Consider the following 25,636-nt stretch of genomic DNA (forward strand, 5'->3'; position numbering starts at 1 on the left):
ATAGAATAGACTTTTTTTCAGTGTCTATTCTATAGGGTACATTTTAAATTGTCATGCTTTTTTATTTCTATCAATATTTTTTCACCCCTAACCTGTTACAGAACCTTATACTCAGGAAAGGACTTTTTTATTTATTGACACCACTTAATTCTCAAACACAAAATTAATCTTATTATCTTTCCACTCTAACTTCGCATCAAACGTTTTCTCGCCTTTTTTAAAGCCTTTTATTAAATCGGTCTTCTCACCTTTTAATAGTTTCGTCATGTTTTTTTGCGAAATAGCTTTGCTTAAAATCTTCTTCGAGATGGTAAAGTCACATTGTGTTGTATTGTAGTTAGAACAACCGTAAAACGTCGACTTATCAATAACATCGCCATCGCATTTTTTACAGTTCCCGACCTTTTTACCTGTTGTAAATTTCGATCCTTTTCGTTCAATCGATTCAACATGTAATCCGGTGAAATCCCATTTCTCCGACATTTCTACCGCATCTTCAATAATTTTAGCTGATAGCTTTTTCGTTTGCTCCATAAATGTCGCTGGTGAAGCTGTACCTTCTCCAATTTCCGCAAGGCGTTGCTCCCATTTTGCTGTCATTTCTGGTGAAGCCAGTATTTTATCACCGATTGCTGTAATTAATACTTTCCCTTTATCGGTTGCGTACACTTGGTTTTTCTGTACATCTATATATTTACGGTCTTTCAGCATTGTAATAATACCAGCACGAGTGGCCTCAGTACCTAAACCTTCTGTTTTCTTCAATACTTTCTCAAGCTCTTCATTTTCTAAATACTTACCGGCCGTTTTCATTAACGTAATGAGTTGTCCTTCTGTATAACGTTTCGGTGGCTGTGTTTTTCCTTCTTTCACTTTCACCTTTACAACTTTTCCTTGTTCACCTTCAGCTACAATTGGAAGAATCGTTTCGTCATCTTTATCGTCTTGGAAAATAACTTTACGCCAACCTTCTTGAATTTGCTGTTTTCCTTTCGAAATGAACGCAGCACGTTCGTCTACAAGAGTTGTAATCGTTGTGTAATCAAAGATTGCTACTTCATAATGCGCCGCAATCAGCCTTCTTACGATCATATCGTAAATTTTCTTTTCATCACCTGATAATTTGCTTGGATTTGTAACTTGCTCTGTCGGTATAATTGCGTAGTGATCTGTAACTTTCTTTTCATTCACATAACGCTTATTATTCATAATCGATTCAATTGGTGCTGGCAATAAACCTTTATATTCATCAAACTGACTTAACTTCTGTAAAATATCAGGGAACGTCGCTGCCTCTCCTTGTGTAACATAGTTAGAATCCGAACGAGGGTAAGAGACAATCCCTTTTTGATATAGTGCTTGCGTTATATCAAGTGTTTTTTTTGGTGAAAATTTAAAGGCTTTATTCGCTGTCGCTTGCAGTGCTGATAAATTAAATAAAAACGGCGGCTGAAACTCTTTACGCTCCGTTTTCATTTCTTTTACTACAGCCGGTTTGTTTTGACAAAACGCTGCAATTTTATTTGCCAAATCAGGGTCATTTAAGCGGGACTCATTATCTTTCTCCCATTTCCCCTCATATTTCTTTCCTTCTATATTAAAGGTTGCGAACACTTCCCAAAACGGCTCTGACTTAAAGTTCTCTATTTCTTTTTCACGCTTTACAATGAGTGCTAATGTTGGTGTTTGTACACGACCAGCGGAAAACACATCATTCATTCCTTTTTTCTTTAGCAAAATACTAAAGACACGCGATGCATTCATACCAACGACCCAGTCAGCGCAAGATCTTGTATATGCTTCGTAATACGTATTAATCGTATCTGCTTCATCTAGTAAGTTTTTAAATCCTTGATAAATAGCTTGCTTCGTTAAAGATGAAATCCAAAGACGCTTCATTGGCTTTTGCACGTTGCAAAGATTAATAATATTTCTTACAATCAGTTCCCCTTCACGCCCAGCATCGCCCGCGTGAATAATTTCTGTTACCTGTGGATTATGTAACAGCTGTTTCACAACGTTAAATTGCTTATACTTTGACTTTGTTACCTCAAATTGAAAACGCTCTGGAATCATCGGCAATGTATTAAGTGACCATTTCTTCCACTCAGCGTGATAATGTTCTGGATTACATAACTGCGTCAAATGACCAATTGCCCATGTACAGTACGCTCCATTTGGAAATAACTCATTTGCTTCTACTTCTAAATACCCATCTTTCCGGCGATATTTAAACTGTGAAACAAGAGCCAAACCTTGATCTGGTTTCTCGGCAATAATTAATTTCATCTTCTAACTCCCTATCTGTATTCCAGTGTTACTTTCATTGTCTATCTGTTTAGAAGCGATGATAAAACAACCATCTTATTTATCATTCGCGGTTTGCCTCACAAATGGGAGACTTATAATATTATACGCTTATTCTTTATGGCTTCACAATAGAAACTCATTATATAACACTTTCTTTCTCATGCTTATAGACAAAAAAGACGCTCAAAAATCGAACATCTTTTCCATTCACTACTACTTGCTTACATATATTCTCTCAAAATAAAAATACAACAATTCTTTATGAAGCATCGTCCACTAAGAGAACCATCATTATTTGAAAATTATATTGAACTTACCTTTTTTAAATTGTGCAGATAATTTGCATATATATATTAGCATAAGTACTCTCCATTTGAACATATGATGAAGTGAATGATAGGACAGGGAGGTATCATGATGTTCGCTTATACGTTAACTGCCTTAACACTTTGTTGTATCTCGATTATTATTACATCATATATTTCTAAACGTAAGGGTACCCTAATGGAGTATATGGTATTTATTATGTCTTTTAGTATGTGTATCGGTTTAAGTATAGGTTTTTATTTAGGGATTCTCTTCAAAGGAGAATTACTATATTCTACTTTGCTTGCTATTTTGATTAGTGGGTTTATCGGTTTTTTAGTCGGTCTACGTTTTCACCTATATACTGCTTTAGAAGGACTGTTCTCTGGATTAATGGCAAGTATGATGGGAGCTATGATTACAGAAATGTTAAACGCTCAACAAGCCCACAGTATACTGTTCATTAGTCTTTTACTTACTATAACAATAACTATGTCATGTATAATTCAACTTTTATCAGAAACCTTTTCTACTTTTATCCAACGGCGTTTTTTATTATTACTTTCAATTAGTGTGGTAATTATCGTTGCCGTGTTCGTGACATTCCCCGATCATACTCCCCCATCTTCATCCGGGCACGATCAACATATGCATTAACACTTGCAACGAAAATGAATAAGCAGCTATCCATAGGATAACTGCTTCATATTATTCTGGCTTATTAGGAATGTTAGGGTTTGGAACATAATCAGATTTATAATCTGTATATTTCACTTCTGTTACCATCCCCGCTGAAGCATGGTGTAAATCATGACAGTGGAACATCCATTCACCCGGATTGTCTGCTACAAAGGCTACTTCATATTCTTCTCCTGGTTTTAAGTTCAAAGTGTCTTTAACAATTGGAGAACCTTCTACCGGTTTTCCATCTTTACTTAACACCTGGAAGAAATGACCGTGTAAATGCATCGGATGATCGTCCGCTTTAGAGCGATTTACTAATTTTACTTTTACTAAGTCACCCTTTTTCACTGAAATTGGTTCAATATCTGGGAATACCTTTCCGTTAATTGTATATACCATTTCATTTCCATTCATTTGCGTATTCAAGTCCATATTATATGTGGCAATATACTGTTGATTTAACGTGAAACTACCTAGTTTTTTAGCACCATATTTCGTCATATCTAATTTCGGTAATTTTTCTTTTTCATCTGCTTTGTCTTTCATCTCTTTGCTGCCATCATATTCAATAATAGCTTTCATTCCTTTTGCACCTTTACTTTCTGAATGGTCTTCAACGTACCATTTCCCAGGATTGTTAGCTGTAAATTCAATATCATAACGTTCACCCGGTGCGATTGAAATTACTTTGTCTTTTATAACTTTTGGATCGTTAATTGGTTGACCATCTGTCGCAATTACTTTTATATCATGACCGTGAACATGTATATCATGTGATAGATAACCAGCATTAACGAGTCGAAGACGAACTTTATCCCCTTCATTCACTTTTAACAGCTCTACTAAATCTCCGCTTTTACCATTGATTGTGAATAAGTCATACATACTCATATCATGACCTTCCATCTTCATATTTCCATGGTCCATTCCTGCCATATTACTAGAGTCTTTTTTATCACTGTCCATACCGGAATGATCCATGCCTTTCATATCATCATTCTTTTTCGTATTTTCATTACCCTTAGATTTATTACCTGTTGGCCCTTTTGTCATTTCTTTTAACTGCTTATTAATTTCTTCTTTATCTGTAACCCATTCATCCAACATTAATGTGTAATCTTTATCATATTTTTCATTAGTATCTTCTACAATGAGAGCACCATATAAACCTCTATCTAGTTGATTCACAGAATCTTGATGCGAATGATACCAATATGTTCCTGGTACGTTCGCTTCAAATTCATAGGTGAAACTCTTTCCAGGTTCAACCGCATCTTGCGTCACACCTGGAATTCCATCCATGTTATTTGGGACAGGATACCCATGCCAATGAATAGATACTGGTGCAGATAATTCATTTTTTAATGTCACTTTAACCTTTTCACCTTTTTTCACTCTGATTTCTGGACCTGGGGATGAGCCATTAAATGTCCAGACTGGAACAATAACACCGTTACTTAGCTTTTGCTTTTCTTCTTTCGCTACTAAAGTAACTTCTGGCCCTTTTACAACTTTCAATGGTTTTGTAGCCGTTTCAGTCTGTGTTGTTTTTTTATCGTCCATATTTTTATGATCATTTGTTGTATTTGTGGTCGCAGAACATGCAGCAATTAAAGATATTACGGAGACTGTAACTGCTGTTAATATAAATCTCTTCATTGAAAATCCCTCCTTTTTCTTTTTCAAGATTATTATAGAAGACAATTTTCAAGAAAATATGGAGGTTTAAAATGGCCCAAATAAAAAGACGCCCAAAATTGAGCGCCTCTTCTAATAATTATTTCGTAACAACTTCATCTTCTTTTACATTCACATTATTTTCACTCATAAACTCTTCAATCTCTTCAACTTCTCTAATGATATCTTTTGACAAGTTTTCATACCCATCTTTTGTTACAAGGATATCATCCTCAATACGAATTCCAATTGATTCTTCTTCAATATAAAGACCAGGTTCGATTGTTATAACCATACCTTCTTCTAACACTCTATCTTTGTATGTTCCTACATCGTGAGTATCTAAACCAAGGAAATGGCTAACGCCATGATAATAGTATTTTGATAACTCTTCATCTTCTTGAATTAAACCAATTGCTTTACACTCTTCTGCCAGTACCTTTTTTGTATGCTCATTTAATGCAGTAAACTTTAATCCTGGCTTAATAAGCTCAGTTGTTTCTTTCAATGCTTTTAACACTATATTATATATTTGTTTTTGGCGACTAGAGAATGTTCCACTAGCTGGGAATGTGTAACTAATATCAGCGTTGTAGTAATCTTTTTGAGCACCTAAATCGAGCAGCACTAAATCACCATTTTGAATTTGTGCATCATTATCTTCATAATGAAGGACTGTAGCATTTTTACCACTCGCCAAAATTGTATTGAATGCATGATGTTTAATTCCAGATGATTTAAGCGTAAAATCAAAATGAGCTTCTAATTCATATTCCATCACATCTGCTTTTGCATGCTTCAGCACGTTATAAATACCCTCTTTAGTTACAGCAATCGCTTCTTTAATGATTTCAATTTCTTCTTCCGTTTTAAACACTCGTAATTCACAAATATGCGGATATACATTACCAATTAAAACGTGTGGATACTGTTCTCTTACATATTTAGCAAACGCTAACGTTTTCGTCTCAGTACCCTTCCACTCACGACGCTCTAAATCTAAATACAGATGCTTCACATTTTCTGTGAAAAGTGTATTTGCCATTGTCTTCTCAAAGCTTTCTATATATACAACTTTTTTTATGCCTGAAATTTGTTCTGCATCTTCTTTAGAAACTGTTTTACCGTCCCATTTTTCCATTACTGGATCTGATTTTTCAATGAAAAGAGTTTCTTCCACACTATTTCCAAACTTTTTCAACATGAAAATAACATTTGGCTCATCGATTCCCGTTAAATAGTAAAAATTTCGATTCGGCACAAATTTATAATGTGCATCGGCTGACATATGAGGTGCTTGCCCAGCAAATAAAATAGTAATAGATTCATCCGGTAATGTGTTTACTAATCGTTCTCTATTTTGAGCAAAAAATGTTGATTTCATAATAATCCCCCTAGCGTTCTATGTATAATTTTGAAACTGATTATCCAATATAATTCATTCTATTATTGTTATAATTTTTCGTCAATTAATAGTGCTCATAGAGAAAAGAAAATCTTCATTACTAGGGCCCCTTCCACTCTAAATTATGCATACCACTCCACAATTTCTTGACATTTATTCCATATACTTAAAATCTCATATATATGGAAAGGAGTCTACAAAAGTGAAACATTATGTAGCAACAGGGTTAGCAATTACTTCTTTATTAATAATTACAGGATGTTCTAGCAATGCTGAAACAGCACCAGCTAAAAAAGAAACGGTGCAATCTCAGCCAAAACATACAGAAACAGCAAATACGATTCCGCAAAACTTCTATAAAGAAATTACCTCCGGGAAAATAGAGCACATTCACGGAATTGGCTATGCAGGAAATATGCCCGGGGTTTCTATCGCGACTCATAGCGGGATAAAAGTTTATCAAGATGGAAAATGGTTTGAAGCTAAGACTGAGCTACATGATTATATGGGATTTCAGGCAACGAAGAACGGATTCTTTGCCAGCGGTCATCCTGAACCAGGTGCAAATTTAAAAAATCCTTTAGGGTTAATGAAAAGTTCTGATGGCGGTAATACCCTCGAAAAGCTAGCGTTTTATGGAGAATCTGATTTTCATAACCTTGCTGTCGGATATAATACGGAAGCAATTTATTTATACAATGAGCGTCCAAATTCTAAATTACAACAAGGTTTTTATTTCAGTACGAACAACGGACAAGATTGGAAAAATAGTAAATTAAACGGTCTTTCAAGTACAATCCATTCCTTTTCAGCACATCCAGATCAATCTAGTGTAGTCGCGGTAAGTGCTAAAGACGGTGTATATTTGTCTACAGATTATGGAAATACATTTGAACTATTTTCTAAACCAGTTGAATCGACCGCAGTTACATTAAGTAATGAAGACATTATCTATGCCTCTATTAATAAGCAAACTGAGCAACTGATTACGAAGAAATCAATTGCTACAAATGAAGAAACAAACTTACAGATTCCATCTTTAGATTCTAAAGATACAATTATGTACATATCACAAAAACCTCAAAATTCAGCTGAAATAGTTTTTGCTACAATGAAAGCAAATGTGTTCCTCTCTACAGATGACGGTAAAACGTGGAAACAGCTTACTAGAAATGGAACATTCCAATTTAATTAGAAAGGTGAATATAACGTGTTTTCTACAATTAGCGAGTGGAGTTATCAACTCATGTCTCCTTTAATGGATATCGCGAATGCTACGAAATCAATTCCTCTTTTATTTGCGTTTTTATTAGGCATTGTAGGTACCCTTTCTCCTTGCCAATTAACAGGAAACATTAGCGCTATTACACTTTATTCCGCATTAACAGGCAGTAAAACTCCCACCTCAAAATTCGGATAGGACAAAGAAGTTAGGTGGGATATCAACTGCCCGTAAATGCCCGATTGGTGAGGGCTAATAATCAGTGGGGGATGAACAAAACCCCCACTGATTAAAGTTTCACTTTATGGCAATCAATCTTTACAAAAGGGACATGCATGGAAACATATATTGTTATTCATTTTAGGAAAAATAATAGCTTTTACGACACTTGGACTATTAGTATGGTTCTTAGGAAAAGAGATTCAGCAAATATTAACTTTGTATTTCCCATGGTTACGAAAAATAATTGGACCTTTATTAATTTTAATGGGGCTAATGTTGGCGGGTATTATAAAAGGAATAAGTTTCTTCTCGATCAAATTTATACGAAAACAAAATGAGGTTGGCTCATTTTTACTTGGATTCTTCTTTTCCTTAGCTTTCTGTCCGACTATGTTCGTTCTATTTTTCGGAACGTTAATCCCTTTATCTTTCTCATCTAATTATGGCTACTTGTTTCCAACATTCTTTTCGATAGGAACTGCTCTCCCTATCGTTGTACTTATGTTCATCATCTCCTACCTTGGATTAAATGGAGCACTACTTAAAAAGAGCCGAAAAACAGGAAAAAACATTCAGCATATAGCAGGTGTACTACTCATTTTAATCGGACTTTATGATATATCCTTATATTGGGTATAAATAAAAAAGGCAAGTTCAAGTGAGTCGGACTTACCTTTTTTAAATCATTTTATTATTTTTTCTTTTTTTGTAACTGTGCTAATAAATTCGTAACAAACGCCAGAAACAATGGGTCATTTTCTTTTTTAGGTGACCACTGCATTATTAGTTGCCGTGGAATTTTAATTTCTATCGGTTGCACGATGAAGTCATGAATAATTTGTTTATGAAGTCCTGATAAAGGAACGATTGTTATACCGTTAACTTGTAAAGCCAGTGCTAACGCCGAACTAATTGTCTCTGATTCCATCACTTTATTAACTACTATTTCATTTTTTATCAAATATGGTTCAAGTACTTCTTTACAACCAGAGAGCGGCATTATAAAAGGATAATTTTTCAACTCTTTCATTGTAAGATTAGATGGAACTGACTTAGAAGAAACCATAACATACGGATCTTCACCAATTACATCATAATGAAATCCTGGTATTAAATTTTCTTTTATAGAAATAGAAAAATCTGCACTTCCAGAAGACAGCCAATCTAACACTTCTTGATAGCTTCCTTCTCGAACTGCAAGCACATACTGACTTTGATCAAAATTACCTAGTTCGATACACTCCGCCAAACAATATACAGTAACTGAAGGATATGTAGCTAATACAATCTTATACAAGTTATTATTTTTTAATTGTAAAGCTGTTTCTTCAAGGCTTTCATACTCCATTAGAAGTCGATCTACACAAACTAAAAATTCTTTTCCATTTTCAGTTAAAACAGTTCCTTGTCTAGAGCGATCAAATAATGTTATAGCATATCGTTTCTCTAATTTGTTTACGATATGAGTTATAGCCGGCTGTGTCATATGTAACTCCTTAGCGGCTAAACTAATGCTGTTCAAACGAGCCACGTATTTAAAAACTTTAAAATCAAAAACGTTCATTCTGTTCTCCTTATATAAAAGTTATTTATATCATCTATAAATAAGCTTCATTATATTTATCAACCCACTTCCTATACACTAAGTATACATCATCAATATCACGAAAGAATAAATCTTATAATCATTAGAGGAGTGTTGGTTAAATGAGTACTTACGTTTTAGTACATGGAGCATGGCAAGGTGAATGGGCATGGGATTTAGTAAAACCTCAACTAGAGGCTTTCGGACATACAGTTATTACACTAGACTTACCTGGAAGTGGAAAAGATATGACTCCATCACAAAATATAACATTAGATTCCTATGTTAATGCAGTAACAACTATTATAAATCAACAAAATGAAAAAGTTATTCTTGTTGGACATAGTATGGGTGGAATTGTGATCACTCAAACCGCTGAGCTTATACCAAATAAAATCGATAAATTAGTATATCTTTGTGCATTCTTGCCACAAAATGGAGAAAGTCTTGGTAGTAAGTTAGATGGTGAAGCTGGTCCACAATTCTCTATAAATGAGAAAGACTTGACTGCAGAACTTATACCAGAGTTGATTGAACAAACATTTTTAAATGCTACAGAAGACGGTTCTATTAAAGAAGCATCTTTTAATCAAATGCGTCCTCAACCGCTAGGACCGTTCCAACAAGAGCTAAAAATATCAGAAGAGAACTTTGGAACTGTAAATCGTATTTATATCGAAACAACTCTAGATAGAGCGATTCCGATTGATTTTCAGCGCCGAATGAATACAGAAACTCCTTGCACGAAAATAATTACTTTGGAAGCTGATCATTCACCATTCTTTTCTAAAGCTACAGAACTTGTTAATTACTTAAATGAATTAAGCTAAATTTCATTTAATGAAAATAGACACCCGCGGGTGTCTATTTATTATGCTAACTAAGGATTGTATTTTCTTCTCTACATTTGCATTCCTTTTTGCTTCATCTCCCACTTTTTATACAGTAGTACTGCCCCAAATAAAAATACCCCCGCAATGAATGAGCCTACTGGTAACATCTTTATCATTTCATCAGGAAATACGAGCGGTAATAATGGGAATGCATATGCTGCTGGAATGCGTACTCCAACGATTTTTAATAAAATAAGCATTAAAATCATATTTAATAAAGTAACTAGAATCCATGAATCGATTGCAAAGTACAATAAAGTTCCAACAGTTGCCGATATAGTTAATACTAGTATTTGTTTAAATGCCATTTTTTCATTGTACATCGGTTTTTGAAGCGATTCATACACAACAACTAATATTGGCGGAATAGCCGCTAATTGCTCATAACCAGTGATCCAACATATACTTATCCATACAAAATTTAGTATTAAAAATACAACCATATATTTATATTGTATCTTCACTTTTCTCTCAAGACCGTTATTCAGTTTAAATATAAGAACACCAATCATTAAAATAAATGTCAAAACGAAGACTGAGATAACAAATGACCATTCCGTCGCATTTGTTACTAATGGTAATAAACCTGTCGCAATAGATGGTGCTAAATTGGATTGAATAACACATAAAAACAACATCATTAATATAAGTGTTAAGCTAACTTTTCCTATATAGGAAATGTCCATTTGATTCACTGCAAAACCAATAACAGCTGTTATTGACGGCGCAATAAAGATTTTTTCTGGTTGTCTTAGCCATCCCGGCTCACGATATGCCCATAAAGCTATTGCCATCGCAGCTATTTCCGGCAAAATGACTTCTGGATCATTTAATAACACACCTGCTGTTACCATAGCTAAAATAAATAAAATAGCAATCGTATATGAGATGATTGTTTCTTTCCTTGAAATTACTGAATTCATTATTACATACTCCTTTTTGCTTATTACTCTCATAAAGTAAAACAATACCCTATATACCCTACTCAGGTATTGTATATTAACATCTTTTCTATTTCAAGTATTTGTAGTTTTTTCATTCTTTATCACCCCATACACTTACAAAACAAGGAATGTTTATAGGCATTGACACTTATTAAAAGATACGTTAAAATAACTATATATTAGTAAGTAACTAATGTAATTAAATCTAACTAGAGGTGAAAACAAATGAAAAACATTTTATTCCGTATTAACGAATTATCAAAAAAAGAAAGAACATCTGGATTAACAGTTGATGAAAAACAAGAACAACAAATGTTGCGTCAAAACTATACAAAAACATTTCGCGGGAGCTTAGATTCCATTTTATTAAACACAAAAATTGTTGATCACAATGGTCTTAACGTTACACCAGTTGCATTACAAGATGCTCAAATACGTTTAAAATTAAGCAAATGAAATCAAAGCTAAAAAAACGATCGTATAAAACATAAAAAGAGCTGAAATTCCTATATAGAAATTCCAGCTCTTTTTATTGTCTTTTCTAATTTAGTAAACGAGCGATACATAGCAATTCTCCACGATACAATCATCGCAAAAGCGAGTAAGAAAAACATTCCACTTAATTGGGTTAAATCAATCGACTGACTTAAATATGATTTCAATGCTACCCGGACAGCTAATAAACCAACTAAAATAAATATGAACGCTTTTGACGGTTTCATATATATGTCTTCGCCTCTTATTTCGAACTTAGATGTTTTAATAAGAAATATAGAGAAAATAAGTCCTACGCTAATTGCCTCTACTATTTCTAAAGACGTTAATCGAAACTCTGGTAAGAAGTACATCATTGCACCAGTGCTCATAAAAATTGGCGGTAATATAATTTTCTTTTTCGTTACCGGTTTTTTCGCTGACTTAAAGCGAAGAAACATAACTCCAACGGCCATACAAACCGCTACTATACTTGATAAAAGTGCTAAACTCATACTCTCCACTCCTATCTATTTAAAAGATTTTTTGAGCAAAATCATAAACCAAACGAGCCCAACACTTATAATGACATGACCTAATCCAGCCATATGGCTTAAACCATTAAAGTCAGTTCCATTCACTTGTAGAATACCTCTAAATACCATTGTAGCGATTGTAATAATAAGTCCTATGTTATAAACAACAAACCACGCACGAAAACTTTTTGTTTCACTGACATTAAATACTTTAAATAGAGCTAAAGCGATCAAAAAGAATACGAAGCCGAGCACTAATACGTGTGTATGCACTAATTGCAACATAGTGGATCCTTTAATTCCTTGCGCTTTCGTATACTCTCTTGCAAATACACCTGATAATAAACCAATAATTAAGTAAATGAATGCTGCATTATATAATTTCTTCATTATATTCCTCCTGCTGTAGAACGACAATTCATATTGTCATTTTCTTTATTCACTGCAATCATTTTACGCAAAGTTTATGAACGGAATATGAACAGAAGATTACATTGCAATTTTTATACATAAAAAAGCCCTTCCACAACTATGAGTTATGGAAGGGCTTTTCACCTTATTTTAAATCTTCAATTGAGAAGGCGCCAGGCAGTAACTGTTCCACAGTCACTTCTTTTTCATCGCCTTTTACATTCGTTAGTAAAACTGGCATTTTCGGATCACAAAATTCAGCAATCACTTGTCTACAAGCACCACATGGTGAAATAGGTCCGTCCGTTTCGCCTGTAATGACTAAGTAACTAAAGTCGCGCTCACCTTCTGATACCGCTTTAAATATTGCCGTTCTTTCTGCACAGTTACATAAACCGTAAGAAGCATTCTCTATATTACAACCAGTATAGATTTTACCTTCTTTCGTAACTAACGCTGCACCAACAGGAAATTTTGAATACGGAATATACGCTTTTGATAACATCTTATTTGCTACTTCAATATATTTTTTCTTATCCATATTATTTCCTCCTCAAAGTAAATGTAATATTGATTAGTCAGTAATAACTGTATGAACTAATTTAGGAGCCACTGCTGTTTCAGCGATAGAAATGTTCTCATAAATTTTTGCTTTTACATCTTCTACATTTTCGCGATTTGCATAAATCGTTACGAACGGCTCGCCTTCTTTTACTGCATCGCCAACTTTTTTACGTAACATTAAACCTACAGCTAAATCAATTTCATCTTCTTTCGTTGCACGGCCTGCACCAAGTAACATCGCAGCGATACCGATTTCATCTGCAACAATGTTTGAAATAACACCTGAAGTTTTTGCAGGTACATCAATTACATACTTCGCCTGTGGCATTTTTTCTGGATTATCTACAATTGAGCTGTCTCCGCCTTGATTGCTTAAGAACTCTTTAAATTTCTCAGTTGCTTTTCCGTTTTTCATAACCTCAATTAACATTTCACGAGCTTCTTCTAATGTATTTGCTTTTTTCGCAAGTACGACCATTTGGCTTCCTAATACAAGTACTAATTCTGTTAAATCTTCTGGACCTTCACCTTTTAAAGTATCAATTGCTTCCTTCACTTCTAATGCATTACCAATTGCAAACCCAAGAGGTTGTGACATATCTGAAATTACTGCCATCGTTTGACGTCCAACATTATTTCCGATACGTACCATTGCATGAGCTAATTCTTTTGCATCTTCTTCTGTTTTCATAAATGCACCAGCACCTGTTTTTACATCAAGTACGATCGCATCAGCACCAGCTGCAATTTTTTTACTCATAATTGAACTTGCAATTAGAGGAATCGAGTTTACTGTTCCTGTTACATCACGAAGTGCATAGATTTTTTTATCAGCAGGTGTTAAGTTTCCTGTTTGTCCGATAACAGCCACTTTATCACGGTTTACAATATCAATGAATTGCTCTTTCGTAATTTCAACGTGGAATCCTTCCACTGCTTCTAATTTATCGATTGTTCCGCCCGTATGTCCTAAACCACGACCAGACATTTTTGCTACTGGTACATCTAAAGCAGCAACTAATGGTCCTAATACTAATGTTGTTGTATCACCAACACCGCCAGTTGAATGTTTATCTACTTTAATGCCCTCAATTGCTGATAAGTCGATTGTTTCTCCAGATTCAACCATTGCCATTGTTAAGTCTGCACGTTCACGATCTGTCATATCTTTAAAGAAGATTGCCATTGCAAGTGCACTCGCTTGATAGTCAGGAATACTTCCATCTGTATAACCGTTAATAAAGAAATTAATTTCTTCAGTCGTTAATTCTTTTCCATCACGTTTTTTCGCAATAATATCTACCATTCTCATTACAATCACCATTCCTTTTTATATTATATGAATCTGTTAAAATAATAAGCCAACGATTGTTGCTGATAAGAAACTTACTAATGTTGCACCGAAAAGTAATTTCAAACCGAATCTTGCGACTACATTCCCTTGTTTTTCATTTAAGCTCTTAACTGCCCCTGCAATAATCCCGATTGAAGAGAAGTTTGCAAATGAAACTAAGAATACAGATATAATCGCTGTCGTTCTATCTGAGAAATTAAAGTTTCCTTTTGCTAAATCTGTCATAGCGACAAATTCATTTGATACTAATTTTGTTGCCATAATATTTCCGGCATTAACTGCTTCATGCCAAGGTACACCCATAATAAATGCAAATGGTGCAAATACATAGCCGAGAATTTCTTGGAATGAGATACCGATTACACCTTTAAATACTGCATTAATGAATGCGATAAGAGCAACGAAACCAATTAACATAGCTGCTACTGTAATCGCAACTTTAAATCCATCTATAATGTATTCCCCTAATACTTCAAAGAATGTCTTTTTCTCTTCTTCTTGTACTTCTAACATATCTTCTTCTTCAGTAACTTCATACGGGTTAATGATAGAAGCAATAATGAAGCCACCGAATAAGTTAAGCACTAAAGCAGTTACAACATATTGCGGTTTTAATAACACCATATATGATCCAACGATAGACATAGATACTGTAGACATTGCAGATGCACATAATGTATACATTCTTTTCTCTGGCAATAATCCTAGTTGTTTCTTAACTGAAATAAACACTTCAGATTGTCCTAAAATCGCAGAAGCTACCGCGTTATATGATTCGAGTTTCCCCATCCCATTTACTTTACTTAATACTAGACCGATAGATTTCACAATAATAGGTAATACTTTAATGTGTTGCAAAATACCTATTAAAGCTGATATAAATACGATTGGCATTAATACACTTAAAAAGAATGAAAACTCTTTTTGATTTACTAATCCACCAAATACGAAATTCACACCATCAGCGGCATATTTTAATAATTCTCCAAAACCATCTGCTATTCCGCTAATTAATATATTCCCTACGCTTGTATTTAATAATAAAAACCCCAAAATGAATTGTAATATAACCATCGTTATGATTGGGCGATATTTGACTTTCTTTCTATCATTACTAGCAAGCCAAGCGATACCTAAAATCAATACGAGGCCAAAAACACCGATTAAGTATTTCATAAGCCGTCTCCTCCCATTCGTATCCGCTTACATTTTTTTCAATTGTTAGAGCAATAGATACACTATACGTTGTGTATCTATTGCTCTTCACTCTTTATTGATTAGTAGTTATCTGTAGCACCTTTTGCATCATTTAATACGATTGCAACACTAGCACTTGCTCCAACGCGAGAAGCTCCAGCCTCTACCATTTTGTCTGCATCTTCACGTGTACGAACGCCGCCAGATGCTTTCACGCCAACGTTTGGTCCAACTGTTTTACGCATTAATGCGATATCTTCTGCAGTTGCTCCGCCAGTTGAGAATCCAGTTGAAGTTTTTACGAAATCAGCGCCAGCTTTTACTGATAATTCACAAGCACGAACTTTTTCTTCATCTGTTAGAAGGCAAGTTTCAATGATTACTTTTACAAGAGCTTTTCCTTTTGCTGCTTGTACTACTTCATAAATGTCTTTTTCAACGAACTCATTGTCGCCATCTTTTAAAGCACCTACGTTAATTACCATATCAACTTCAGTTGCACCTTTTGCGATAGCATCTTTTGTTTCGAATGCTTTTGTTTCAGTAGTGCTTGCTCCTAATGGGAAACCGATTACAGTACAAACGTCTACATCATGTCCAGCTAATTCTTCAGCAGCTAGCTTTACCCATGTAGGATTAATACAAACTGAAGCAAATTTGTATTGCTTTGCCTCTTCGATTACTTTCATAACATCTTCTTTTGTAGAATTTGGTTTTAAAATTGTATGATCAATTAACTTTGCAATGTTCATTATCTTCACTCCTCATATCTTTTAACAACTTCATTCTAACTCTTAGTTGAACAAATGTAAATACACTTTTGAACTTTTGTTCATTCTTTTTTAGAAGGGAATTTCTAGTAATACATTGAAAGTAGTATAAGCTTGTAAATAAAGGATGTGAACCACTTGTTTAAGTCAAAATTCTTTATATTCACATTGCTAGTATGCACCTCACTATCCATATTTATTTTTTATAAAAGGGATGTTATTTTCCAAGAAGGAAACCCAGTTCCATTTGCTTTAGCTATGTCTAAGATGGTTATTCAAGATAAAGAAATGGTGGAAGTAGAACCGATAGATAATCAATACCCCTACTTAGTAAAGCGCGGAAAAATGGAACCTTTTATCGATATGATGGAGCAAGATGGCTGGAGTTTTGTAGATAGAGATATTATGGCTAACTCACTAATTTTTGAAAAAGGAGATCAATCAAAGAGCATTCCTTACAAATACTTTACAAGGTACTACACATTGATTTATTCATACTAAAAATAAAAGGCTTTCTCAAAATTAATATTTTGAGAAAGCCTTTTATTTCTAACCTTTTTGATAATGTAACAATTCTTTCGCTGTATGCTGATCTATAATTAGTACATTTGCATACCCGCCACGTAACGCACCGTCAATTGCTTTTATTTTTCTATTACCACCTGCAACTAAAATAGAACGTTTCTTTAATTTAAGTTCCTCTAACTCAATTCCAATTGTACGCTTATTAATTTCTTCGCTACTAATATTTCCGTCTCCATCAAAGAAACGTGAACAAATGTCACCGACAGCTTGTTCTTTCAAAATGTTCGTTTCATCCTTATCTAAATATCCTAATCGGAATAATAACGCTTCATCACGCACTGTTCCAACAGTGAAAATTGCAATATTTGCTTGTTTCCCCATTTCAATAATGTGATGAATATGTCTATCTTGCTCCACTAATTCTTTTGTCACCGCATTATCAAATATAACTGGAAGAGGTAGATTTCTTGGCGTCGTTTGAAAAGCATCTGCAAATAACGCGATCGTTTCATTCGCATATGTATTTACACTTGAGTGACTAATGCCACCTTTTAACTGGACAACCTCTACACCTTTCACATGTTGCGGTACGATTTTTCTAGCGATTTCATACATCGTCATTCCCCAGCTTACACCAACGATATCACCAGTTTTCACTGTCTTTTCCATATACTCAGCTGCATATTTACTAATATACTCCGTAATCGTTGCATATTCTGGTACTGGAGAAAATACGACATGCGCTTCTAACAGGTTATACTTTTCTTTAAGTAAATTCCCAACGTTATCTAAGTCAGCAAATGGATCAGCTATACTAATTTGAACAAATCCTTTTTCTTTCGCATACTTCAATAATCTAGAAATCGTCGGTCTTGAAATATTTAATTTATTAGCAATTTCTTGCTGACTATAATCTGATTGATAATATAATCTTGCAACTTCAACGCTTAACTGTTGTTTATCTTTTTCCATAGTAACTTATTACAAACCCTTTCCTGTATTTCCCTTTCGTTACAAGCATTATACAGCTTTATGCAAGAAATTTCGACTACCGAATTTTATCCACCTAAACTTCTACTGCACTTAGTATATACAATAAAACTTTATTGTGTAGCTTCATAAACTCAATACAGATGATCTTGAAGCAGATAAAGTGAAACTTTAATCAGTGGGGGTTGTCCATCCCCCACTGATTATTAGCCCTCACCAATCGGGCTTTTACGGGCTGTTGATCTCCCACCTAAATCCCCCGCATTCCCCAAATTTTGAGGTGGGAGTCTTACTGCCCGCAAATAGCGGGATAAATCGATTCATATTTAATTCATTCTTTTTGTTCTTTCTGTAGTAACAATAACAAACATTAAATATCGTTTATGGAACTTCCTTAACGTACGGTAAAGCCAAGTTTTTTAATATAGAAATTCCTTAGCGTGCGAAATTCACGTTTTGATGGCGAGACCCCATCGCCATCAAGCTAAAGTTTTAATGTGCCTCCCAAAATAAAAATTTTCTTTCACTACAGTTAATTACTTTGAGAAGTCAGCGGATTTTTTCATTTTAGGGGGATTTTGTTTTGTTAGCTTGATAGTGATGGGATACAGCCAACATCTTGGAAGTTTTATATGCTAGACGAATTTCAACCTAATAAAGTCGAATTCCGGTACGTTAAATGCAGTGATATTTCATTCACATAATCCGTATTATCTGAAGTTAATAAAGTCTGTTACACTCTCTTCTTTAGGAATGTTTCCATAATATCCTTCTTGAATCTTTCATAATCAAACTGAAAAACTACATTATGTGTTTTATAGCCTGGATTAGTAACAAAACGAAAGTCTGCAATGCTTTGACCAAATCCCTCCCCTTGATCAGGAATGACTTTAATGGGTACCCTTGAAAGGCTAACAGCCTCTTGATTCAGCAAATACCACACTGTTACAAAATCATGCATAGGACTTCCACTTATACCAGGATTAGACTTAGAATAGAAATTATAATAATAATCTAACATAGGTTTGATGATGAGTCCTGCAAGATCCTGTGTATTCCGATGAAACTCATCTATTTTCTGAACCATTTCGGGTGTAACAATCGCATGTTGAGTCACATTTAAAGGAATAATTGTCAACTTCTTCGCATGCTGCAGAATTAAGTTTGCTGCATAAGGGTCTGAGTAAAAGTTAGCTTCAGCCACAGCAGTTACGTTACCTGGATAGAAAAAAGCTCCCCCCATGCAAATGCATTCTCTTACGTTTCGCATTGTTTCTAAATTCAACACAAAAGTCGTAGCTAGCGAAGAAAGTCTTCCTAAATTGATAATTGTAAGATCTTCTAAATTTGATTCTATAATTTGATAAATATCATTTAAAGGATAAACTGGATATGAAATTTCAGGGGGAATGATAGGTCCTAATCCGACTTTTCCATGTACCTCAGGGAAATACTGAATCAATATACCTGTCAACGGTACAGAAGCACCAAGGAATACGGGTATCTCTTCTCTTCCCGCAATGTACTTCAAATAGTTAATATTTCTTATTGCATTTTCTCTGGATACATTTCCATAATCGGCTACAATTCCTACAAGTTGAATGTCTTTACGAAAAAAGGTGTACAGTATAGCAAACGCATCATCAATCCCCAAATCTGTAAACAGGAGAACCTTTTTTTTCATATCTCTTCCTCCAAAATCTATAGAATCCTACTTTCACTAATGATGTAGTGATCAGACTAAGCTTGTATGTATATATTTTATGTATTCTTAAAGAGTGGATTCTATTCACTTGAAATAGCTTTGCTCATCTAAATTTGATATTATGTTCAAGCGTAAGTTTCTGTTCTTAAGTTCATAGGCATGTTGTGTTGTGCTATCCCATGCCCATCAACTTAAGAATTTTTTAACACCCCAAAACGAAAAAACAAGTTAAATTCTCATAGATAACTATCTTATAATTAATTATATAATTTATTTTTTTAATATAATAATATAAATATATCACTCTTAAAAGGGGGATTCCAATTGGTTAAAAACTTACCTTTATACTAATAGTTATTTTAATACTAGATGTAAGTTCTTCTACATTAAGTACGGACGGATACTTTTCTCCAGTTATAGAATGGTCTTTAATGATTATAAGTATTATTTTAAACATTACTGCAGTTATAGGCTTATCACTACACGTCTTTGTATATCAACCTATGAAAAGATTTGAAAAAATTAAAATGAGATCTTCAAATAAAATAATTATATTTGAGGTAACACCACCTCGCCATCGAGTGTTGATTTAGAAAAAAGTTTAATTATAAATATTTTATGATATTCAATAAATTTAACTTATAAAAATATTTTTATTCTTATTCAACTATCCTGCCCCGTTAGTTTAAGTACATTTCTTCACAATTTTTACAGTGATAGTAACATAAATACCCAACAAAAAATCATCTCACCTCTAGAAATCTATAATGATAGTTTTAGAATAAGTGAATAAGAGAAATAACCACCATTGATTATTTCTCTTTTCATATACATATTTATTTTTGGAAAAATAACCTAACTCCAAATACTAATAATACTGTACCAGTAATACCCTCTATTGTACGGTTCACTTTTTCTTTTCTTAAAAAAGTTCTTAATTGACGTATTAGTGAGATATAAAGTAAATACCATATTGCTGTCAAAGTCGTAAATGTGAGTCCTAACAAAAGAAATTGGAAGAGATGACTTTGATTGCTCACAATAAATTGGGGTAGAAAACTAAGGAAAAATACAGCAGTTTTTGGGTTTAAGATTGCCGTGGTAAATCCTTGTCTAAAACTTTTAATCGTTCCAATATCCTTAGAGTTCATTTCCACTGAACCTGACATATCTTCTTTTTTAGACAAGGCACTTTTAATTGACTTTACAGCTAAGTAAATTAAGTAAAAAGCCCCAGCATATTTTATTAATGTAAATAGCATAGCAAATTTCATTAGGATAGCAGAAAGTCCTAGTGTAGCCATTATTGTATGAATCATCATTCCAGATACCGTTCCTAAGACAGTCTTTATCCCACCATTTTTACCATGCGAGATAGTGTTTTTTGTAACTAAGGCAAAACCGGGACCAGGCATTATTATGATTAGGATTGCTGTGAGGATAAATAACAAATAATTTTCCATGTTCTAGTATTTCCTTTCCAATTTTTAGTTTTGCCTATAGTATAGCTTTTTTACTTAAAATATTAAATATAAAAAGCGTGATCAGGAGTTTATCGAGGTTATTAGTATCAATTTGACCAAACATTATCCCAAAGTTAAATTGATAAAACACACGGCAAACTTATGGGTAAAATTACAAGCTCGGCTCTCACAAAAAACGGGATAAAAAAATAAACAGCGGAACTAGTCCGCTGTTTATTTCGTCACACCCTCATGTAATTTTTCTGTATAATCTTTTACATCCTTCCAGCTATCTTTCGCCGTATTTAAATCTGCTTTTATAAAGGTAAATTCTTCAGGGCTGATTCCTTTTACGTTTTGTAGTAAATTATTATATTTCGCACCTACCGTATACCACTGATTTGATATGTTTTGCAGTGCTGTAATTGCTGCATCAATTGTTTCTGTCATATTAGTCGTTTTATTTTTCACATCTGTCAAAATTGCCACTTCTGCTTGCGATCCAGAAATTCTATTCTTTAAACTGGCTATTTCTCGTTCTGCATTTGCAATATCTTTTTTCGCAATCGCAATCATCGGTCCCCCCGCAAGACAAGTTATTAACGCTACGCAAAGTACACCACCAGCAATCACCATATCATTACTCTTTTTGATCGAATCGTTATATGTATTTATTTGTTGCTCTAGAGCTGGAATACCAGCATTCGTACTTGCTAAAATCGCTGTTAATTGATTCGAGTCTTCTTTAAAGCTATTTGTATCCTTCGCCATTCTATCGCGATAAGCTTTCAAATTCCCTAATAATACATCTACCTCATTTTGATTCTTTAAAATGTCCGCATACAACTTTTCTAAATCCGCTTTTAACTTTACGCTATCTTTTTGATCAATCGCTAATAGCATGTCACTATAGTACGCTTGAAAAGTATTGTTGTAATCAATAATATTTTGATCCGTTTTCATAATTTGAGGCTTCATATTATTTAACCAATATGCCGCATTAATTTTTGCATCTTTTTGATGCTGAATCATATTTCCTTTAAACTCACCATTAATCGAACTTATTTTACTCAAATCAGTCTCTTGTTGATTTTGAATTAATTTTGCATATGAATCCATCGCAAATATACTTGATGTCGTTTGCGCCATTACATCTTGGAATCCTGCTGGACCGAGAGAATAATTTTTTGCATTTTCTTGTAATGTTTTTACGTTTTGTTCCGCTGCAAAAGGATGTAAAGGAAGTGCATTACTCGTTGCCACCCCAGCAATCATGATCGTTAAAAGACATTTTTTATAAAATCTTTTCTGCATACTTTTCACCCATTCTCTTTATAAGGATATAAAAAAGCTCCTGCTCACAACTGAACAGGAGCTTCAACTCATTCATCAATACTTAACGCTCTAACGATTCGTATTCGATTATGCTTTTTTCGTATCTACTACTTTAATATCTTCAGCATAGATTTTTTCTGCATAGTCTTTAATGTTCTTCCAGCTATCTTTCGCAATGTTTAAATCTTCTTTAATGAAAACAAGGTCATTTGGACTAATTGAATCTACATTTTGAAGTAAAGAATTGTATTTTGATCCCATTGTGTACCATTGATTTGAAATGTTTTGCAGTGCTGTAATTGCAGTATCGATCGTATTTGTTAAATACTCAGTTTGTGTTTTAATGTTTGTTAATCCTGCTACTTCTAATTGAGCAGTTGTAACTTGTCCTGTTATCTTTTGAATTTCTGCTTGTGCATTATCAAGCTCTTTCTTCGCTAATACGATTCCAGCTGTACCACCACCTACAGCTGCTGCACCACCTGCAATTAATGCGATTCCTAGAGGAGTTCCTGCTCCCGTAGCAATAACAACCGCACCACCTATAATTGCAATTGGTCCTAATGCTGTTGCAACAGATGAACCGATAATAATTGCATTATATTTACTAATTGCTTCATTATACGTCGTGATTTGATTTTGCAGAAGCGGAATTCCAGCATCTTGACTAGCTAAGATAGATGTAATTTGATTTGCATCTCCCTTGAAGTTTTGAGTATCCGACGTCATTTTATTTCGGAATTTCTTCAAATCTTCTACTAACTGATCTACTTGCGCTTTATTTTCAGTAATACTACTTGATAATCTAGTTAGACCTTTCGTAAGAGTTGCTTTATCCTTTGCATCTACCGCAGCAACTAAAGTATCATAATAGTTTTGGAATTTCGTATTGTAATTAATAATATTTTGATTCGTTGAAATAAGCTGTGGTTTTAATACATCTAACCATTGCTTCGCATTTCCTCTAGCTGTATCCTGATGCTGAATCACTTTTCCTTTTAAAGCTGCATCAACAGACGATACATTACCAAAGTTAACATTACCTTGTTTAATAATTGTTAAAGCGTACAGATCCATTACTAAAGCGTTAGAACCTGTTCTTTCCATTGCATCTTTCAGGCCTTCTGGTCCTAATGAATATTCGTCATAATCATTATATGCTTTTGCTACAGCATGAACTGGAGCTTGTTTCACTGTACTTTCAGCAGCATACGTATGGGCTGGCATAATATTCCCTGCTGCAAATACTGCCATAAGTGCTGATAGAGCCATTACTTTATATGGTTTTTTTGTCATTTTTCTTCTCTCCCTATATCGCTAATTATTTTTCTGTTTAATGTACTTCAACGTTTGTAACGTAATCTTCAAATTGATTTGTTTGCTTATTCATTTCATCACTTACTTTTTTAAGTTGATTGAAATGTTTTTGAAGTAAACTACTGTCTGTATACGTGCCTTCTTCAATATTTGTTTGAATTTGGATCATATTATTATTTAAAACTTTCCAATCCGTTAATAACGTTTCTAAAGTTGTAATTTGGCGATCAATTAGTTCTGTAAAGCTACTTACTTGATCTTCAACAAATGTAATTTGAGTCGCCTCTAATTCAGTTTGTGATAACTTCTGAATAAGTGGTAATAACTCTTTTTGCTTTTGTTGAATACGAAGAGCTGCTTCCCTCGTTTGACTATCTGCAGCATTTACAATTTCATTACTTAAAGTACCGATAGAAACAAAGTCGATTGTTTTCGTTTGTGCAGTTTGATTTGTAATTGTAAATACTTGTTTACCGATATTAATAGAACCTTTAATGATTTCTTGCGGTCTATTCAAAATAGTAGTTAATTCAGCTTGAATTTCCCCTTGAATTCTTTTAATATCTTCTCTTAATTTCACAATATCTCCACTTGATCCTTGAAGTGTTTTTATTGCCTCATCAGCTTTAATTGATAAGTTGTTACTATCTTTGTCTAATACCGTTTTAAATCGATTTAACTCTAATAAATCTTGCTCCATACTCTCTTGGATGCTTTGTACTTGCACTTGCAATTTTCCATATGCGCTTGTGAAATCTGCTTTTGCTTGTTCATCTTCATTTACTTTTCCTGCTAGTTCATATAGCTTACTATAATAGCTATTAAATCTAGTGCTATATCTCATCATCTCTTGATTTAGGTCGATTAACTTCGGATTATATTCATCAATCCACTCTCGTACATTCGCCTTTGCAAACTTTTGATGATTCGTCAAACTACTCATAGCGTTTACCTTAATGTCTGGTTGTTGCAAAATAACTAATCCGTATGCTTGTATAAGTGGTGACTGTGACCCTAACATTCTAATTGAATTTGATAATGTATTTGGAGCAATTACATTTTGCGCATATACTGTTTTCACTTCTGTTTGCCCCTCCTTAGCGTAAGCGCTTACAGGAACAAAACAACTCGTAGATACTGCTGTAACCAATAACCCTGTAATTAAAGTCTTTTTCACTTTAACTCCTCCTATGTATTAGCAACTATTACTATCGCATTTTATTATTCTATTTTCTTGCAATTGATTTGAGATGGTTAAAAATAGAGAACGTTCTCACCGTGAGTCATGTACGAACCACCTCTCTCAAACTTTATTTCTACAGTACTTACTTATTGTTATAAAACAATTCATACCTTTTCATATGTGCTTAGTATGAATAAAACTGTATAAATTTTCTGTTTTATTGCGAGTTCCACATTCACACAGTGAATATATTACATGAAAATATTATTCATTTAAAACTAATTAACGTATGAAAGTATGAAATTTCGTTTTGTTTTCATGTAAGTTTTGTACTGTAAGGTCATTTAAACACAGCTATTTATATAACGTAAAGAAGTATTTTAATTCCCTTTATTTTCAAGCTCTCATGTCCTTATCCCAAAATAAAATTCAATTCACTTTCTCGATTAAACTATCTATATACCACAACAGAAAACACTACATATTCATAATCATTAAAATTATACTAATATACTTTTTAGATCCATATGCAATTATGCATAGCATATACACAAAAAGGATAAC

General features: G+C 33.8%; 24 protein-coding genes and 1 pseudogene. 8 read left to right on the forward strand and 17 right to left on the reverse strand.

Features of this window, described 5'->3' with window-relative positions; genetic code table 11:
* Positions 1–144 precede the first annotated feature (144 nt).
* A complete protein-coding gene (topB, locus tag JFU20_RS05745; RefSeq protein WP_002012275.1) occupies positions 145–2,289 on the reverse strand; it encodes a DNA topoisomerase III in 2,145 nt (714 codons plus the stop codon).
* 438 nt (positions 2,290–2,727) lie between these two features.
* Here topB and JFU20_RS05750 point away from each other — a divergent pair, with 438 nt between their 5' ends.
* Complete coding sequence (locus JFU20_RS05750) at positions 2,728–3,273, forward strand: hypothetical protein (protein ID WP_002141309.1); 546 nt, start codon at positions 2,728–2,730, stop codon at positions 3,271–3,273.
* 51 nt (positions 3,274–3,324) lie between these two features.
* Here the strand turns inward: JFU20_RS05750 and JFU20_RS05755 are convergent, their stop codons facing one another.
* Both JFU20_RS05755 and JFU20_RS05760 read right to left on the reverse strand, forming a co-directional pair.
* Entirely contained in the window at positions 3,325–4,959 is a 1,635-nt protein-coding gene (locus tag JFU20_RS05755) for a multicopper oxidase family protein (RefSeq protein ID WP_002165963.1), read from the reverse strand.
* A gap of 118 nt (positions 4,960–5,077) precedes the next feature.
* Positions 5,078–6,361 (reverse strand): aminopeptidase P family protein, encoded by a 1,284-nt coding sequence (locus tag JFU20_RS05760; RefSeq protein WP_002012280.1) that lies wholly within the window; start codon positions 6,359–6,361, stop codon positions 5,078–5,080.
* Positions 6,362–6,584: 223 nt separating this feature from the next.
* On the opposite strand from JFU20_RS05760, the gene JFU20_RS05765 reads away from it, so the two are divergent.
* The 3 genes from JFU20_RS05765 to JFU20_RS05775 all read left to right on the forward strand — a co-directional run bounded on the left by JFU20_RS05765 (position 6,585) and on the right by JFU20_RS05775 (position 8,465).
* Positions 6,585–7,577, forward strand: a complete 993-nt coding sequence (locus JFU20_RS05765; protein WP_002012281.1) for a F510_1955 family glycosylhydrolase — start codon at positions 6,585–6,587, stop codon at positions 7,575–7,577.
* Between the two features lie 15 nt (positions 7,578–7,592).
* Positions 7,593–7,802, forward strand: a complete 210-nt coding sequence (locus JFU20_RS05770; RefSeq protein WP_079998952.1) for a hypothetical protein — start codon at positions 7,593–7,595, stop codon at positions 7,800–7,802.
* Positions 7,803–7,952: 150 nt separating this feature from the next.
* On the forward strand, positions 7,953–8,465 hold the full coding sequence (locus JFU20_RS05775) for an urease accessory protein UreH domain-containing protein (protein WP_207198939.1): 513 nt from the start codon (positions 7,953–7,955) through the stop codon (positions 8,463–8,465).
* Between the two features lie 52 nt (positions 8,466–8,517).
* On the opposite strand, the gene JFU20_RS05780 is transcribed toward JFU20_RS05775, so the two are convergent.
* The gene (locus JFU20_RS05780; RefSeq protein ID WP_002165964.1) at positions 8,518–9,390 is read right to left on the reverse strand and encodes a LysR family transcriptional regulator; all 873 of its coding nucleotides are present in this window, start codon (positions 9,388–9,390) and stop codon (positions 8,518–8,520) included.
* Positions 9,391–9,533: 143 nt separating this feature from the next.
* Here JFU20_RS05780 and JFU20_RS05785 point away from each other — a divergent pair, with 143 nt between their 5' ends.
* Positions 9,534–10,241, forward strand: coding sequence for an alpha/beta fold hydrolase (locus JFU20_RS05785; protein WP_002012100.1), 708 nt, complete (start codon positions 9,534–9,536; stop codon positions 10,239–10,241).
* Between the two features lie 71 nt (positions 10,242–10,312).
* On the opposite strand, the gene JFU20_RS05790 is transcribed toward JFU20_RS05785, so the two are convergent.
* Positions 10,313–11,227, reverse strand: coding sequence for an HPP family protein (locus JFU20_RS05790; RefSeq protein WP_002012101.1), 915 nt, complete (start codon positions 11,225–11,227; stop codon positions 10,313–10,315).
* A 246-nt stretch (positions 11,228–11,473) separates the two neighbouring features.
* Here JFU20_RS05790 and JFU20_RS05795 point away from each other — a divergent pair, with 246 nt between their 5' ends.
* Entirely contained in the window at positions 11,474–11,704 is a 231-nt protein-coding gene (locus JFU20_RS05795; protein WP_002012102.1) for a DUF896 domain-containing protein, read from the forward strand.
* 50 nt (positions 11,705–11,754) lie between these two features.
* Here the strand turns inward: JFU20_RS05795 and JFU20_RS05800 are convergent, their stop codons facing one another.
* The 6 genes from JFU20_RS05800 to deoC form a co-directional block, all read right to left on the reverse strand.
* A complete protein-coding gene (locus JFU20_RS05800) occupies positions 11,755–12,237 on the reverse strand; it encodes a CcdC family protein (RefSeq protein WP_002012104.1) in 483 nt (160 codons plus the stop codon).
* A gap of 15 nt (positions 12,238–12,252) precedes the next feature.
* Positions 12,253–12,648 carry a DUF2871 domain-containing protein gene (locus tag JFU20_RS05805; protein WP_002012105.1) on the reverse strand — a complete coding sequence of 132 codons (396 nt, stop codon included), beginning with the start codon at positions 12,646–12,648 and terminating at the stop codon, positions 12,253–12,255.
* A 166-nt stretch (positions 12,649–12,814) separates the two neighbouring features.
* Positions 12,815–13,210, reverse strand: coding sequence for a cytidine deaminase (locus JFU20_RS05810; protein ID WP_002012106.1), 396 nt, complete (start codon positions 13,208–13,210; stop codon positions 12,815–12,817).
* A gap of 33 nt (positions 13,211–13,243) precedes the next feature.
* Positions 13,244–14,545 carry a pyrimidine-nucleoside phosphorylase gene (locus JFU20_RS05815; protein WP_002165965.1) on the reverse strand — a complete coding sequence of 434 codons (1,302 nt, stop codon included), beginning with the start codon at positions 14,543–14,545 and terminating at the stop codon, positions 13,244–13,246.
* 36 nt (positions 14,546–14,581) lie between these two features.
* Complete coding sequence (locus JFU20_RS05820) at positions 14,582–15,763, reverse strand: NupC/NupG family nucleoside CNT transporter (protein WP_002012109.1); 1,182 nt, start codon at positions 15,761–15,763, stop codon at positions 14,582–14,584.
* A gap of 101 nt (positions 15,764–15,864) precedes the next feature.
* On the reverse strand, positions 15,865–16,536 hold the full coding sequence (gene deoC / locus JFU20_RS05825) for a deoxyribose-phosphate aldolase (RefSeq protein ID WP_002012110.1): 672 nt from the start codon (positions 16,534–16,536) through the stop codon (positions 15,865–15,867).
* A gap of 156 nt (positions 16,537–16,692) precedes the next feature.
* On the opposite strand from deoC, the gene JFU20_RS05830 reads away from it, so the two are divergent.
* Entirely contained in the window at positions 16,693–17,055 is a 363-nt protein-coding gene (locus tag JFU20_RS05830) for a hypothetical protein (RefSeq protein ID WP_033706663.1), read from the forward strand.
* A gap of 48 nt (positions 17,056–17,103) precedes the next feature.
* Here JFU20_RS05830 and JFU20_RS05835 read toward each other — a convergent pair whose 3' ends face one another.
* The gene (locus tag JFU20_RS05835; RefSeq protein WP_201038442.1) at positions 17,104–18,051 is read right to left on the reverse strand and encodes a DNA-binding transcriptional repressor DeoR; all 948 of its coding nucleotides are present in this window, start codon (positions 18,049–18,051) and stop codon (positions 17,104–17,106) included.
* A gap of 751 nt (positions 18,052–18,802) precedes the next feature.
* Positions 18,803–19,753, reverse strand: a complete 951-nt coding sequence (locus JFU20_RS05840; RefSeq protein WP_201038443.1) for a nucleoside hydrolase — start codon at positions 19,751–19,753, stop codon at positions 18,803–18,805.
* Between the two features lie 345 nt (positions 19,754–20,098).
* Between JFU20_RS05840 and JFU20_RS05845 the strand changes: the two are divergent.
* Positions 20,099–20,367: pseudogene (locus JFU20_RS05845) on the forward strand (hypothetical protein).
* 243 nt (positions 20,368–20,610) lie between these two features.
* Here JFU20_RS05845 and JFU20_RS05850 read toward each other — a convergent pair.
* The 4 genes from JFU20_RS05850 to nheA form a co-directional block, all read right to left on the reverse strand.
* A complete protein-coding gene (locus tag JFU20_RS05850; protein ID WP_201038444.1) occupies positions 20,611–21,237 on the reverse strand; it encodes a LysE family translocator in 627 nt (208 codons plus the stop codon).
* 234 nt (positions 21,238–21,471) lie between these two features.
* Positions 21,472–22,551: a non-hemolytic enterotoxin subunit C gene (nheC, locus tag JFU20_RS05855; protein ID WP_201038445.1), complete on the reverse strand. Its 1,080-nt coding sequence runs from the start codon at positions 22,549–22,551 to the stop codon at positions 21,472–21,474.
* A gap of 108 nt (positions 22,552–22,659) precedes the next feature.
* On the reverse strand, positions 22,660–23,868 hold the full coding sequence (nheB, locus tag JFU20_RS05860) for a non-hemolytic enterotoxin NHE subunit B (RefSeq protein WP_002012120.1): 1,209 nt from the start codon (positions 23,866–23,868) through the stop codon (positions 22,660–22,662).
* 37 nt (positions 23,869–23,905) lie between these two features.
* Positions 23,906–25,066, reverse strand: a complete 1,161-nt coding sequence (gene nheA, locus JFU20_RS05865; protein WP_002012121.1) for a non-hemolytic enterotoxin NHE subunit A — start codon at positions 25,064–25,066, stop codon at positions 23,906–23,908.
* Between the last annotated feature and the right edge of the window lie 570 nt (positions 25,067–25,636).

Source organism: Bacillus sp. TH30 (assembly GCF_016650875.1).
Taxonomy (GTDB): domain Bacteria; phylum Bacillota; class Bacilli; order Bacillales; family Bacillaceae_G; genus Bacillus_A; species Bacillus_A mycoides.

Bases quoted from the DNA above. Each gene is read 5' to 3' on its own strand.
- topB (WP_002012275.1), bottom strand. From the start codon at position 2,289: ATGAAATTAATTATTGCCGAGAAACCAGATCAAGGTTTGGCTCTTGTT.
- JFU20_RS05750 (WP_002141309.1), top strand. From the start codon at position 2,728: ATGTTCGCTTATACGTTAACTGCCTTAACACTTTGTTGTATCTCGATT.
- JFU20_RS05755 (WP_002165963.1), bottom strand. From the start codon at position 4,959: ATGAAGAGATTTATATTAACAGCAGTTACAGTCTCCGTAATATCTTTA.
- JFU20_RS05760 (WP_002012280.1), bottom strand. From the start codon at position 6,361: ATGAAATCAACATTTTTTGCTCAAAATAGAGAACGATTAGTAAACACA.
- JFU20_RS05780 (WP_002165964.1), bottom strand. From the start codon at position 9,390: ATGAACGTTTTTGATTTTAAAGTTTTTAAATACGTGGCTCGTTTGAAC.
- JFU20_RS05785 (WP_002012100.1), top strand. From the start codon at position 9,534: ATGAGTACTTACGTTTTAGTACATGGAGCATGGCAAGGTGAATGGGCA.
- JFU20_RS05790 (WP_002012101.1), bottom strand. From the start codon at position 11,227: ATGAATTCAGTAATTTCAAGGAAAGAAACAATCATCTCATATACGATT.
- JFU20_RS05795 (WP_002012102.1), top strand. From the start codon at position 11,474: ATGAAAAACATTTTATTCCGTATTAACGAATTATCAAAAAAAGAAAGA.
- JFU20_RS05800 (WP_002012104.1), bottom strand. From the start codon at position 12,237: ATGAGTTTAGCACTTTTATCAAGTATAGTAGCGGTTTGTATGGCCGTT.
- JFU20_RS05805 (WP_002012105.1), bottom strand. From the start codon at position 12,648: ATGAAGAAATTATATAATGCAGCATTCATTTACTTAATTATTGGTTTA.
- JFU20_RS05810 (WP_002012106.1), bottom strand. From the start codon at position 13,210: ATGGATAAGAAAAAATATATTGAAGTAGCAAATAAGATGTTATCAAAA.
- JFU20_RS05815 (WP_002165965.1), bottom strand. From the start codon at position 14,545: ATGAGAATGGTAGATATTATTGCGAAAAAACGTGATGGAAAAGAATTA.
- JFU20_RS05820 (WP_002012109.1), bottom strand. From the start codon at position 15,763: ATGAAATACTTAATCGGTGTTTTTGGCCTCGTATTGATTTTAGGTATC.
- deoC (WP_002012110.1), bottom strand. From the start codon at position 16,536: ATGAACATTGCAAAGTTAATTGATCATACAATTTTAAAACCAAATTCT.
- JFU20_RS05835 (WP_201038442.1), bottom strand. From the start codon at position 18,051: ATGGAAAAAGATAAACAACAGTTAAGCGTTGAAGTTGCAAGATTATAT.
- JFU20_RS05840 (WP_201038443.1), bottom strand. From the start codon at position 19,753: ATGAAAAAAAAGGTTCTCCTGTTTACAGATTTGGGGATTGATGATGCG.
- JFU20_RS05850 (WP_201038444.1), bottom strand. From the start codon at position 21,237: ATGGAAAATTATTTGTTATTTATCCTCACAGCAATCCTAATCATAATA.
- nheC (WP_201038445.1), bottom strand. From the start codon at position 22,551: ATGCAGAAAAGATTTTATAAAAAATGTCTTTTAACGATCATGATTGCT.
- nheB (WP_002012120.1), bottom strand. From the start codon at position 23,868: ATGACAAAAAAACCATATAAAGTAATGGCTCTATCAGCACTTATGGCA.